This window comes from Stenotrophomonas sp. 10L48, assembly GCF_056395105.1.
In genome coordinates, this window is the sequence record NZ_JBFTIX010000002.1 from 148527 (window position 1) to 160644 (window position 12118).

The window sequence follows — 12118 nt, forward strand, 5'->3', positions numbered from 1 at the left end:
TGATTTCCCTTCTTTCGATGAGAACCGTGATGAACGACCACGACCGCGCTCGAACCGCATCCCGCCGCCCACGGCCGGCCCGACGGGCGTTGCTGTGCTGCGCCGTACTGCTCAGCCTGGCCGCGCCGGCCAGTGCGATGGCTGCCGAAACCACCATGGTCAAGTTGATCAAGGGGCTGATCGCCAGCGGCGCGCTCAAGCCCGAAGACGGCCAGGCCCTGTTGGTGCAGGCCGAAGCAGAAGCGGCGGCTGCGCAACGCGGTACCGCGGTCAGCGCAGCCAGCAGCGGCGGCGTGGCGCTGGAAGCCGGCGACGTACGTGTGCCGTACGTGCCGCAGAGCGTGCGCGATGGCATCCGAGATGAGGTACGCCAGGACGTGATGGCGCAGGCCAAAGCCGAGGGCTGGGCCGCGCCGAACGAGGTGGCCGAGTGGACCAAGCGCATCAAGGTCAGCGGTGACATGCGTGTGCGCAGCGAATCGCGCTTCTACTCCGAGCGCAACAGCGACATCGAGACCAACTGGGCCTCGGTGAACGCCGGCAACGGCTTCGATACCAACAACAACACCAACCTGCAGCTGCCGCCGCTGCTCAACACCCGCCAGGACCGCCGCAATCTGTGGCGCATCCGCGCACGGCTGGGCATCGAAGCGACGATCGGCCAGCACACCACCGCAGGCGTGCGCCTGGCCAGCGGCAGCAGCAACGGGCCGGTGTCCACCACCGAACAGCTTGGCGGTGGCCTGGGCAAGAAGGACGTGTGGCTGGACCAGGCATGGCTGGCCTACAGCCCGGCCGACTGGGTGACGGTGCGCGGCGGACGCTTCGGCAATCCGTTCTGGACCAGTGACACGCTGTTCTCCAACGATCTGAACTTCGACGGCCTGGCGGCCAACCTCAGCTACGACCTCGCCGAGGACGTCGGCCTGTTCGGCAACCTGGCGGTGGTGCCGTTGGAGTACACCTCCGACAGCGCGCCCAGCCAGAGCCGGGTGAAGACGCCCAACGAGAACAAGTGGCTGTCCGGTGCGCAGGTGGGGGTGAACTGGCGCTTCAACGATGACAACAGCCTGCGTGCGGCGCTGGGCTACTACGATTTCAAGAACATCAGTGGTCGCCTGTCGTCTCCCTGCGCGCTGTACGCCGGCGCGGTCGGTTGCGATACCGACTGGTCGCGGCCGGCGTTCATGCAGAAGGGCAACACCCTGATGCTGATCCGCGACATCGCCCGCAACCCGTTGGATCCGGCCAACACGCCCACGCCGCAGTATGTGGGCCTGGCTTCTGCCTTCCGCCTGGCGACCTTCAACCTGCGCTGGGATACACAGCTTGCGCAGGACATCGGCATGCGCCTGGATGCGGACTACATCCGCAACCTGGCCTATGACAAGCAGGCCATGTTCGCGCGGGCCAACAACGGCATCGTCAACAACTACGGTGCCGGTGGCAGTGCCAGCATCGACACCTTCCGCAGCGGCGACACCGCCTGGATGCTGCAGGCCACCTTCGGCGCCACCGAGCTGAAGGAGAAGGGCCAGTGGCAGGCCCTGCTGGGCTACAAGCGGATCGAGGCCGATGCACTGCCCGATGCCTACAACGATCCGAACTTTCACCTGGGCGGCACCAATGCGCGCGGCTACTACGTGGGCGGCGCCTATGCGCTGGACGCGCGCAGCTGGATCAGCGGCAAGTGGATGGCGGCCAAGGAAGTGTCGGGCCCGCCGTTGTCGATCGATTTGTTCCAGCTGGAGTTCAATACCGGTTTCTGATCGGACAGCGTGATCGCAGTCACGACACGTGTGGCGGGGGTGCGGCAATGCGCCCGTCTAGGAAAGGAGACCACGCGTTGCACAAAGGAGGAGTGGATGAGCCGTCGCAAACTGTTCGAGAGTTCCGAGCCCGCCGCGCAGGCACTGGGCATCGGGCCGGCCTATGTCTCGGTGGAGGGATTGCGCCAGCATCTGGCCGAATTCCTGCTGTATGCAGGGCGGCCGGTGGTCATCATGCGCGGGCGCAGCGAGGTCGGCTATTTCCTGCCGGCACGCTGCTGGCGCCAGCGCGAGGATGATCCGCTGGCTGCCGCCGCGGCCGATCAGCTGCTCGATGCCGCCGGCTTCCAGGTCGAAGACATCCAGCAGGTCGAACAGGAATTCAACGCCATGCGCCAGCGCACCGTGCTGCATTCGCGGCGTTGAAACCAGGGCCGCCGGGCATGGCCCGGCGTTACCTGATGGCGCCAGGCTCCTCCGGTAGCGCCGGGCCATGCCCGGCGATCAGGCAGCAGCCCCGCGCTCGCTGGTGATCCGTGCACCTTCGCGCATCACCAACGTCACCGGGGTCTTTTCCACCACCTCCAGCAAGCGCTGCCACTGCGCATCGCTCAGCTCGGCGGTGGCATGCAGTACACGGTGCACATGGAAGCGTCCATCCGCATCACGTTCGGAACGCAGCTCGGCGTGGAACTCGCCCAGCTCCCAGCCCTTGCGCTGCGCGTACATGCGCAGGGTGATGGCGGTACACGCGGCCAGCGAGGCCAGGTACAGGTCGAACGGGGCGAAGCCCTTGCCCTGGCCGCCGAGTGAAGCGGGTTCATCGGCCGCGACATCGAAGTGGCCGTTGCTGATGTGGTGCAGGTAGTTGTCGGCGGTCGAAACAATGCGTGCGTAGGCCATGGGAATTCCCGGTGGTAGGGCCGAGCCATGCTCGGTTGCAGGAAAAGGCGGCGCCAGCCGGAGCCGGAGCCGCCAAGGAATCACTCGGTACGATCGTACGAGAACTGGATGCCAGCCGTGCCACCGGTTTCGATGAAGAGATTCATGAAGGCCGGCACGGTCTCCGCCCGTACCCAGTCGCGCTGCAGTTCGCAGAACAGCTGCGTCACGCTGATCAGCTGGCCGCCGGCCTGTTCGATGCGGCGCAGCGCGGCATCATGCGCGGCCAGCGACGTGCCGCCCACCGCGTCGACCACCACGTAGACCTCATAGCCTTCCTTCAGCGCATCCAGCGCGGGGAAGGTCAGGCAGGCTTCGGTCCACAGCGCGGTCATGATCAGTTTCCTGCGGCCGGTGGCCTTCACCGCCTTGCGGAACTCGACATCTTCCCAGGAGTTGATGGTGGTGCGGTCGTAGGTCGGGTAGTCGCCCAGCACCTTGCGCAGCTGCGCGATCGGCGGCTTGTTCAGGCCGGTCTGTACGTTCACGGTCGAATGCACGATCGGCAGGCCATAGGCGACCGCCGCCTTGGCAGTGCCGACGATGTTGTTGACCAGCAGCTGGCGGTCCATCGAGGCGATGGAGTTCACCTGTACCGGCTGGTAGTCGATGATGATGAAGGCGGAATTCTGCGGGGTCAGCAGGTGGTCGCTGACGGGGTCGCGGATCGGTTCACTGGCCATGGGGGTGTCCTGGTCGGGGTTGGCTTGCGGTGGTGCCGGCGGCGTGCCGGCAGGCGGAAATCGCCGCGGATGCAGCGGCTCAGCTACGCTGCGAATCCAGCTGCTCGTGGTTCTTCTGCACGTCCTGCGCTTTCTGGTAGCTCTCGATCAGCAGCTGGTAGTTGGGGAAGATCTGCGTGTAGATCGCGGCCCACTGCTGGGCGTCCTCGCGGTTCCAGGTGCGCTGGATTTCCGAGGCGACCGCAGCGGTATCCATCGGCACCACACCGGCCTGCACCACGCGCGCCAGGGTGATTTCCTCGGCCATCTTCGAATAGGTGCCGGAGGCATCGACCACCGCGAACACCTGGTAGCCGTCGGCGACGGCGGCAATGGAGGGGAAGGCCATGCAGACGCTGGTGATGGTGCCGGCAATGATCAGCTGGCTGCGGCCGGTGGCCTTCACCGCGGCCACGAATTCGGGGTTGTCCCATGCGTTGATCTCGCCCCGTCGCGCTACGTATTGCGCATGCGGTGCGGCGTCATGGATCTCCGGGATCAGCGGGCCGTTCGGCCCCTGCGGTACCGACGCGGTGGTGATCACCGGCATCTTCGCCAGCGCGGCCATCTTCGCCAGGGCGGTGGCGTGCGCGCGTACTGAAGTGAACGGCATGTCACCGATGGTCTGGAACAGGCCACTCTGGTGGTCGATCAGCAGCATCGCGGCGTTGTCCGGGTCGATCACCGGGCGGGCGCCGTTGAAGTTGGCGGGGGTACTCATGGTCAGTCTCCTGGGGAGGGGGCGAAGGCCCGGAATGCGGCGGGCGGTTGCCCGCCGCAATGCAGTGGATCAGTGCGCGATCTGGCCGAAGCGGCCGCCGTTGAAATCGTTGACGGCCTGGCTGATCTCGGCCTGGGTGTTCATCACGAACGGGCCATAGCCCACCACCGGCTCGTCGATGGGTTCGCCGCTGAGCAGCAGCACGGTGGCGTCGCTGTCGGCGTCGATGAACACGTCTTCGCCGCTGCGGTCGAAGGTCACCAGCTGTGCTTCGCCGACTGCCTGGCCACCGTTGATCCGCACCGTGCCCTTCAACACCACCAGCGCCAGGGTGCGGCCGTCGGCCACCGGCAGCTCGGCGTGCTGGCCCTGCAGCAGGCGGATGTCCCACACGTCCATCGGGGTATGCGTGCGGGCCGGGCCGGCATGGCCATCGAATGTCCCGGCGATGACGCGTACGCGGCCGGCACCGTCGGGCAAGGCCACTGAAGGAATCTGCGCATCGAGCAGGGTCTGGTAGCCCGGTGCGCCCATCTTGTCCTTGGCGGGCAGGTTGACCCACAGCTGCACCATGTCCAGGGTGCCGCCGCGCTTGCTGAATTCCGGCGTGTGGAATTCCTCATGGAGGATGCCGGAGGCAGCGGTCATCCACTGCACGTCACCCGGGCCGATGGTGCCGCCGGCACCCGTCGAGTCGCGATGGGCCACTTCGCCTTCGTAGACGATGGTGACCGTCTCGAAGCCGCGATGCGGATGCTGGCCGACCCCGCGCGGGGTCTCGCTGGGCGGGAAACTGTACGGCCCGGCGTAGTCCAGCAGCAGGAACGGGCTCAGGTGCTGGCCGTGGGTGTTGTAGGAGAACATCGAACGGGCGGGGAAGCCGTCGCCCACCCAGTGCGGGCGGGGGGCGCTGTAGGTACCGGTGACACGCTTCATGGCGATCTCCTGACCGGGGCAACCGGTCGCTGTTTTTCGTTGCGGAGACGATATCGGCGTGACAATGGCCCCGGTAGTCGGCAGAATTTGCCGTCATAGTCCTATTTAGTGAACGATGCAGGCCCGGCAAGGGCCGCAGGAGATCGTCCCGTGTTCATCGCCGACATCCGCCGCTGCGATCTGAACGACCTGTTCTACTTCGCCATGGTGGTCGAGCATGGCGGCTTCTCGCAGGCCGGGCGCGCGCTGGCGATGCCCAAGTCCAAGCTCAGCCGCCGCATCGCCCTGCTGGAGGAGCGGCTGGGTGTCCGCCTGATCCAACGTTCGACCCGCCGCTTCTCGGTCACCGAGATCGGCCAGGACTACTACCGGCACTGCAAGGCGATGCTGGTGGAGGCCGAAGCCGCCGAGGAGGCCATCGCGCTGTCGCGTGCCGAGCCACGCGGCACCCTGCGGCTGGCCTGTCCGATCGCACTGCTGCACGCGCGCATTGGCGCCATGCTGGCTGACTTCCTGGCCCTGCATCCGCAGGTGACCCTGCAGCTGGATGCCACCAACCGGCGCGTGGACGTGGTGGGCGAGGGCGTGGATGTGGCCATCCGCGTGCGCCCGCCACCGCTGGAGGACAGCGATCTGGTGGTGCGCGTGCTGGCCCGCCGCATCTGGTGTACGGCTGCCAGCCCGGCCCTGCTCAAGCGCATGGGTACGCCGAAAGTGCCGGCTGATCTGGCGATGATGCCGACCGTGGACCTGGCATCGCCCGCCCAGGTGCATGCCTGGGAATACGCCGGGCCGGAGCAGGTGCAGGCCAGCGTGCACCACCGCCCGCGGCTGGTCAGCGATGACATGATCGCCCTGCGCAGTGCGGCGGTGGCGGGTGTCGGCGTGCTGATGCTGCCGCGGATGATGATCACCGACGAACTGGCCAGCGGCGCGCTGGTGCCGATCCTGCCGCAGTGGCAGCCCAGGCACGGCATCGTGCATGCGGTGTTCCCGTCGCGGCGCGGCCTGCTGCCGGCGGTACGCGCGTTGATCGACTATCTGGCCGAGCGTTTCGAGGCGCTGGAGGAGCCGTAGATCCAGGCCGTGCGTGCAACGTGGCGGATGACCGGGGGTGCAGGATCGGCGGTTGCCGCCTACACTCCCGGTCCGGACCGTCGCCATCACGCCCATCATTCCCCGGTCCGGCCTTGGCACTTATGTCTCCCAATGCCCTGGCGCTGATCGAGCTGTTGATCCGCGAGCGCCGTGCGTTGTCCCGCTTCATTGCCCGCTACCTCGACCCGGCCAGTACCGAGGACACCCTGCAGAACCTTTATCTGAAGGCCAGCAGCGTGCCCGGCGACCCGCCGATCCTGGAACCGCGCGGGTACCTGTACCGCATGGCCTACCACCACGCGCTCAACCGCAGCCAGGCCGACGCACGCGAACGGCGGGCGATGGCGGAGTACGCCAGCGACCTGGCCGATGCCAGCACTGATGGCCAGGCGCAGGCGCTGGACCAGGCCCAGCTGCGCGAGATCAGCCAGACCATCCTGGCGCTGCCGCCGCAGGTGCGCGAGTGTTTCGTGCTCAACCGCTACCTGGGGCTGAGCGAACGCGAGATCGCCGAGCGCCTGGGTATTTCCAAGAGCGTGGTGGGCAAGTACGTGATGCGCGCGGCCCTGCTCATCCAGCAGCACCAGCGGGGAAGCCGCGCATGACCGGCATGTGCCGTGGGCAGATGCCGCTCGCCGTTGTCTCAACTGTAAGGCGCACCCGTTGGTGGTGCCGCAGGCCACAATCATGACTACGTCCATACCCTCGCCGCGTCAGGCCAGGCAGGCGTTGCGCTGGGTGATACGGTGCAATGCGGGCCGGTTGCCGGAGCGCCAGCAACGCGCCCTGCAACGCTGGCTGCAGGCCGATCCCCGGCATGCCGATGCCTGGCGCCAGCAGCAGGCCTTCTGGCAATGCCTGGATGCCGCCGGCCCGGATGTCCTGGCTGCGCTTCCGGAGCTGACCGCCGAACCCGCGCTGCGGCCCCTGCAGCCGCGTCGTCGAGTGCCTTGGCTGCTGGCCAGTGCGGCGGTGCTGCTGCTTTCGGTAACAGCGGCGCCGCACGCGTGGCTGCTGGTCCGCAGCGACGTGCGCAGCGACAACGCGCCGCGCACGGTGCAGCTGCAGGATGGCAGCACTGCCATATTGGATGCAGGCAGCGCGCTGGCGCTTGATTTCAGCGCCGGCCAGCGCCGCCTGCAGTTGCTGCGTGGCAGGGCCTGGTTCCAGGTGGCGCACGAAGCACGACCGTTCCGGGTGGAGGCAGGCGGTGGCGAGATCCGTGACATCGGCACGGCGTTCAGCGTTGCACTGCAGGATGCCGTGGTGACCACCGAGGTCAGCCAGGGCGAAGTGGAGATCAGGCCGGGTCATGTCGCCGCGCAGCGGCTGCAGGCGGGCCAGGCACGCGCGTTCCGTGATGGCCGCTGGCTGCAGCCGTTGCAGCTGGCCGATGTGGAGGCCATCGCACCGTGGCGACGCGGCGAGATCGTCATTGATGATCTGCCTGCGCAACAGGCGATCGAGCGCCTTGCCCGCTATCGGCGTGCGCCGGTCTGGGTTCTGCACGGTCAGGGCGCGCAGGTGGCGGTGAGTGGGTTGTTCCACCTGCAGCAGCCGGATGCGGCGATTGCCGCAGTGGCCCGGCAGGCCGGTCTGCGCAGCCAGCGCCTGCCGGGCGGCGCGTTGTTGGTGTGGTGATGCCACGGGACTAGTGGGTGGGTTCATCCACGCATGGCGTGGATCTACTGGCGTGATTCGTGTTCATCCACGCATGGCGTGGATCTATTCGGGCGCATGGTAGATCCACGCCATGCGTGGATGATCTGTCGATCAACGAAAAAAACCGTGGGCAGATCCGATCCCACCTTGTCTCTAGTGGTATAGCCAGAGCGAAACCGCGTTTCTTCTCAAGCCAACCGAGCCGCGTGCACCCGAAGTGCGCACGGTCCCGCCACCTTGAGGAGTCACCGTTCATGCCGTTCCCGGCATCCGCCCGTCATCGCCGCGCCACCATCCTCGCCCTGGCCATCGCCACGGCACTGGTTCCCTTCGCTTGGGCGCCGACCGCCCGCGCCCAGGCCGCTACCGCCTCCGTGCGCGCGTATGCCATCCCCGAACAAGCCCTGGCCGGCGCAGTGCGCAGCTTCGGTCGCCAGTCGCAGGTGCAGGTGGTGTTCCGCAGCGATCTGGTGGAAGGGCGGCGCTCGCGCGCAGTGCAGGGCCAGTACAGCCCCGCCGAGGCACTGGACCAGTTGCTGCAGGGCAGTGGCCTGCGCGCGCAGCAGGAGCCGGGCGGTACCTGGACCCTGCAGGCCGCCGCCGATGACGGCGGGGTGGTGGTCACCGACACGCTGAAGGTGGGCGGACGCCTGCAGGCCGACGGCGGCGAAACACGTGATCGTTGGGGATACGACGACGTGTTCGCGCTCGACCTGAGCACGGCCTATTCCGGTCGCGACCGGGTGGAGCGCTATCGCGGCGCCAACCCGGCCGACGTGGTCAAGGACCTGGTCGGTGTGTTCAGCGGCGACGCCCGCAACAGCGGCGCACTGGACCTCAACATCCGCGGCATCCAGGGGCCGGGACGGGTGCCGGTCAGCATCGACGGCGGCGAGCAGGCACTGACCGTATGGCGGGGCTACAACGGCGTCAGCAACCGCAACTACATCGATCCCAACCTGATTGGTGGCATCCAGGTCATCAAGGGGCCAGCGTTGGTGCGCGATGTACACAGCGGTATCGGCGGAGCGATGGTCATCAAGACCCTCGACGTCGACGACATCGTGCCGGCCGGCGAGCGCTTCGGCGGGGAGCTGAAGATCGAAGGTAGCAGCAATGCGGTCTCGCCGCGCCTGCCACGGCTGCACACCGGCGAGGACTACCGCACGGTGGAGGGGTTCCCGCAGTCGTCGCCGGCCTCGCCCTATGCTGACCGCACCCTGGTGGTGCCAGTGAAATCGCGCAGTGGTGACAACCCGTTCGATGGCGATGACCAGGCCTGGCGCCTGGCGCTGGGCTGGCGCGGTGAGAGGGTGGACGTGATGGCCGCCTACGCGTGGCGCAAGCGCGGCAACTATTTCTCCGGCAGCAAGGGCAGTGCGTACTACGACCAGGACCCGCGCGAGCAGTACGAATACCAGGGCATCGACTACATCACCACGCTGGCGCGCTACTTCAAGCCGGGTGATGAAGTGCCCAACACGTCCAGCGAACAGGAGTCGTGGCTGCTGAAGGCCACCTGGCAGATCACCGACGACCAGCAGCTCAAGGCCACCTGGCGGCACACGCTTTCGCACTATGGCGAGATCATGCCCTCGCGCATCCTGTCCGCACCGGATTACGGGCGCATCCAGTGGCCGCTCAGCCGGGTCGATTCCGATGCCTGGAACCTGGAATACCGCTGGCAGCCGGCCGGCAGTCGTTGGCTCGACCTGCGCGCCAACCTGTGGCGAACCGAAACCAACAGCGATACCTACACCGCTGGTGGCTTCCCCAACTTCGCCTCGGGCAACCCCGATTGGGATTCCAGCCGCAGTCCGATCCTGCGCAACACCGCCCTGGCCAATGCCCGCAACGATCGTACCGGGCTGACCCTGAGCAACCGCTTCGGCCTGCATTCCACGCTTGACCTGACCGTGGGTGGCAACTGGCAGTACGAAACACTGCGCTCGGGCGATCCGTACTTCGGCGCAACCGACGGCTGGCGCATGTACCCACGCGCCGGCCGGCGCCAGGAAGGCGAGGGCTACCTGAGCCTGGAATGGCGGCCGGTCGAGTTCCTTACCCTCAACGCCGGTGTGCGCTACAGCCGCTACTGGGCGTTCGACGATTTCCTGCAGGCGCATCCGGAGCTGCTGACCCGCAGTGTCGGCAGCAAGGAGGCGCGCTACCGGGTCAACGAGCTGCCACCACGCCCCGCCAGCCTGCAGGGAGAGATCGATGCGATCGAATCGGAGCGTGAGTTCTGGGAAAGCATCGGCATGGGCTCGCTGGTCGACGACCTGCTGAAGAACCTGCTGAGCAAGTACGAAACGCCGGTGCCGGTGGAGCACAGCATCGCCTGGGCAGCGGATGCCGATGGCAACTACACGCGAGCCAGCAACCCGTGCCTCAACGGCCAGGTGGCCGCCATCCCCGGGCTGCTGCCGATGGTGCTCGGTACCGACCAGACCTGCCGGGTGCAGAACGCCGTGCAGGGGCAGGCGGTGCAGGCGCACAACAGCCGCCGCCGCGACCATGCCTGGCTGCCCACGTTCTCGGCCACCGTGCATTTCTCGCCTGCTGCGCGCCTGTATGCCCGCTACACCGAGGCCAAGCGCTTCCCCAGCATGTTCGAAAGCACCATCGCGTTTTCCAGCAGCCTCAATCCGCTGTATCCGCTCAAGCCCGAACACGCTTACAACTACGAGCTGGGTTATGTGCACAACCTCTCTGCGCTGTTCGACGGCACCGCCGATGCGGACGTAAAGCTCAGCTACTACGTACAGAAAACCCGCGATGTGATCGAGCGCGATGCGTACTTCCTGTTCGACAACATCGACAAGCAGACCCTGCGCGGCATTGAGCTGCAGGCGCGCTTCGACAACCGCCGCTTCTTCAGCGACCTGGGCATCGCCCGCACCCTTGAAAACGAAGTGTGCGACGAAAGCACCGCAGTACAGCTGGATGCCAACCGCGGCCTGGTGCCCAACTGCGTGCAGGATGGCTTCGTCGGTGGTTACTTGCTGACCCAGGCCGTGCCGAAGCTGTCGGTGAACCTGTCGCTGGGCACCCGCCTGTTCGACGAGCGGCTGGAACTGGGCAGCCGCATCATGCACTACCGGCGTCACCACAACCCGGACCTGCAGGCCTACCGCGACCGCTTGCTGGCCGGCGGCAGCAGCCTGCTGTGGCAGAACGTGCCGTTCACCTGGGGAAACATCACCACGGTGGATGCCTATGCGCGCTGGCGCTTCAACGACCACGCCAGCGTCGAACTGGTCGGCAGCAATCTCGGCAACCGCTACTACGTCGACCCGGCCACGCGCTCCACGCTGCCGGCGCCCGGTCGCACCCTCAAGCTCGCAGTCACCGCGCGCTTCTGACGCCTCACCGATTCAAGCGTTGTACCTGTAGTTCCCTCAATCCAAGGAGTTTTTCCATGAAAATGTTCTCCCGCTCCCTGCTCACCGTGGCCGCCAGCCTGGCCCTGGCCGGTGCCGCCCATGCTGCCGATATCGTCGGCGCCGCCAGCGCCGTCACCGATCCGCAGTTGAACGTCAATGTCGGCGAATCGCAGGTCAATGGTGGCCCGCACGTCGCTGGCAAGGCCGGCATCGGCGTCGGCACCGTGTCCGGTGGCACCCGCGTGGACTTCCAGGGCCTGAGCGCCTATTCGGCACCCACCACTGTCAACGGCACCACCGTGCGCACCCTGGCCATGCCGATCACCGGCACCCCGGGCAACCACGCCGGCATGGGCCACTTCAACTTCGTCAAGGTGGGCAGCGGCGATGTCTGGTTTGGTGAATGGTCCAAGGATGGCGCCGCCGGTGGCTTCAACAACCGCCAGGTCTATTTCGCTGGTGACCGTGCAGGCACCACGTTGCCGGCAGGCGTGGCCACCTACAGCGTGGCGGGCCTGAACAAGTTCAACGGCAGCAACCTGCTGACCGGTGCGTTCCGCGCCGACTTCGGTGCCGGCACCCTGCGCGGCCAGATCGCCGGTGGCGGCCTGACCGTGGGCGTCAACGCTGCCATCAACAGCGCCAATGCGTCCTTCGCAGGCACGGCCGTGGCCAACGGCTCGGTGTCGGGCAGCACCCAGGGCCAGTTCTTCGGTGCCAACGCCGCCACCCTGGCCGGCATCGCCACCTTCGCCGGCAACAGCCAGTACGACACCGCCTTCGGCGGCAGCAAGAACTGATCGCCACGCCCCTGACGGGGCAGGGCAGGGACAAGCCGCGATCCGCCAGTCCCTGCTTCGGCCTGCGATAGTGCTTCAACCG

Annotated in this window: 11 protein-coding genes; 7 read left to right on the forward strand and 4 right to left on the reverse strand. The window is 66.9% G+C overall.

Annotated features, from left to right (window positions below; all coding sequences use genetic code 11):
- Nucleotides 1-29: 29 nt before the first annotated feature.
- On the forward strand, nucleotides 30-1769 hold the full coding sequence (locus AC1DCU_RS04035) for a putative porin (RefSeq protein ID WP_442251386.1): 1740 nt from the start codon (nucleotides 30-32) through the stop codon (nucleotides 1767-1769).
- Between the two features lie 96 nt (nucleotides 1770-1865).
- Nucleotides 1866-2195 (forward strand): hypothetical protein, encoded by a 330-nt coding sequence (locus AC1DCU_RS04040; protein WP_025874385.1) that lies wholly within the window; start codon nucleotides 1866-1868, stop codon nucleotides 2193-2195.
- Between the two features lie 78 nt (nucleotides 2196-2273).
- Here the strand turns inward: AC1DCU_RS04040 and AC1DCU_RS04045 are convergent, their stop codons facing one another.
- From AC1DCU_RS04045 to AC1DCU_RS04060, 4 genes are all read right to left on the reverse strand, one after another.
- Nucleotides 2274-2672: an OsmC family protein gene (locus AC1DCU_RS04045; protein ID WP_025874386.1), complete on the reverse strand. Its 399-nt coding sequence runs from the start codon at nucleotides 2670-2672 to the stop codon at nucleotides 2274-2276.
- A gap of 80 nt (nucleotides 2673-2752) precedes the next feature.
- Nucleotides 2753-3394 (reverse strand): hydrolase, encoded by a 642-nt coding sequence (locus AC1DCU_RS04050; RefSeq protein ID WP_025874387.1) that lies wholly within the window; start codon nucleotides 3392-3394, stop codon nucleotides 2753-2755.
- Nucleotides 3395-3473: 79 nt separating this feature from the next.
- Nucleotides 3474-4154 (reverse strand): isochorismatase family protein, encoded by a 681-nt coding sequence (locus AC1DCU_RS04055; RefSeq protein WP_442251387.1) that lies wholly within the window; start codon nucleotides 4152-4154, stop codon nucleotides 3474-3476.
- A 69-nt stretch (nucleotides 4155-4223) separates the two neighbouring features.
- On the reverse strand, nucleotides 4224-5090 hold the full coding sequence (locus AC1DCU_RS04060) for a pirin family protein (RefSeq protein ID WP_134832649.1): 867 nt from the start codon (nucleotides 5088-5090) through the stop codon (nucleotides 4224-4226).
- Nucleotides 5091-5240: 150 nt separating this feature from the next.
- On the opposite strand from AC1DCU_RS04060, the gene AC1DCU_RS04065 reads away from it, so the two are divergent.
- From AC1DCU_RS04065 to AC1DCU_RS04085, 5 genes are all read left to right on the forward strand, one after another.
- A complete protein-coding gene (locus AC1DCU_RS04065) occupies nucleotides 5241-6167 on the forward strand; it encodes a LysR family transcriptional regulator (RefSeq protein ID WP_032974583.1) in 927 nt (308 codons plus the stop codon).
- 122 nt (nucleotides 6168-6289) lie between these two features.
- Nucleotides 6290-6793 carry an RNA polymerase sigma factor gene (locus AC1DCU_RS04070; protein WP_025874391.1) on the forward strand — a complete coding sequence of 168 codons (504 nt, stop codon included), beginning with the start codon at nucleotides 6290-6292 and terminating at the stop codon, nucleotides 6791-6793.
- Nucleotides 6794-6875: 82 nt separating this feature from the next.
- Nucleotides 6876-7829, forward strand: a complete 954-nt coding sequence (locus AC1DCU_RS04075) for a FecR family protein (RefSeq protein ID WP_442251779.1) — start codon at nucleotides 6876-6878, stop codon at nucleotides 7827-7829.
- A gap of 275 nt (nucleotides 7830-8104) precedes the next feature.
- Nucleotides 8105-11215, forward strand: a complete 3111-nt coding sequence (locus tag AC1DCU_RS04080; protein ID WP_478013496.1) for a TonB-dependent receptor — start codon at nucleotides 8105-8107, stop codon at nucleotides 11213-11215.
- Between the two features lie 56 nt (nucleotides 11216-11271).
- Nucleotides 11272-12036, forward strand: a complete 765-nt coding sequence (locus AC1DCU_RS04085) for a Slam-dependent surface lipoprotein (RefSeq protein WP_025874394.1) — start codon at nucleotides 11272-11274, stop codon at nucleotides 12034-12036.
- Nucleotides 12037-12118 lie beyond the last annotated feature (82 nt).

Bases quoted from the DNA above. Each gene is read 5' to 3' on its own strand.
- AC1DCU_RS04050 (WP_025874387.1), bottom strand. From the start codon at position 3,394: ATGGCCAGTGAACCGATCCGCGACCCCGTCAGCGACCACCTGCTGACC.
- AC1DCU_RS04045 (WP_025874386.1), bottom strand. From the start codon at position 2,672: ATGGCCTACGCACGCATTGTTTCGACCGCCGACAACTACCTGCACCAC.
- AC1DCU_RS04075 (WP_442251779.1), top strand. From the start codon at position 6,876: ATGACTACGTCCATACCCTCGCCGCGTCAGGCCAGGCAGGCGTTGCGC.
- AC1DCU_RS04035 (WP_442251386.1), top strand. From the start codon at position 30: ATGAACGACCACGACCGCGCTCGAACCGCATCCCGCCGCCCACGGCCG.
- AC1DCU_RS04040 (WP_025874385.1), top strand. From the start codon at position 1,866: ATGAGCCGTCGCAAACTGTTCGAGAGTTCCGAGCCCGCCGCGCAGGCA.
- AC1DCU_RS04055 (WP_442251387.1), bottom strand. From the start codon at position 4,154: ATGAGTACCCCCGCCAACTTCAACGGCGCCCGCCCGGTGATCGACCCG.
- AC1DCU_RS04080 (WP_478013496.1), top strand. From the start codon at position 8,105: ATGCCGTTCCCGGCATCCGCCCGTCATCGCCGCGCCACCATCCTCGCC.
- AC1DCU_RS04060 (WP_134832649.1), bottom strand. From the start codon at position 5,090: ATGAAGCGTGTCACCGGTACCTACAGCGCCCCCCGCCCGCACTGGGTG.
- AC1DCU_RS04085 (WP_025874394.1), top strand. From the start codon at position 11,272: ATGAAAATGTTCTCCCGCTCCCTGCTCACCGTGGCCGCCAGCCTGGCC.
- AC1DCU_RS04070 (WP_025874391.1), top strand. From the start codon at position 6,290: ATGTCTCCCAATGCCCTGGCGCTGATCGAGCTGTTGATCCGCGAGCGC.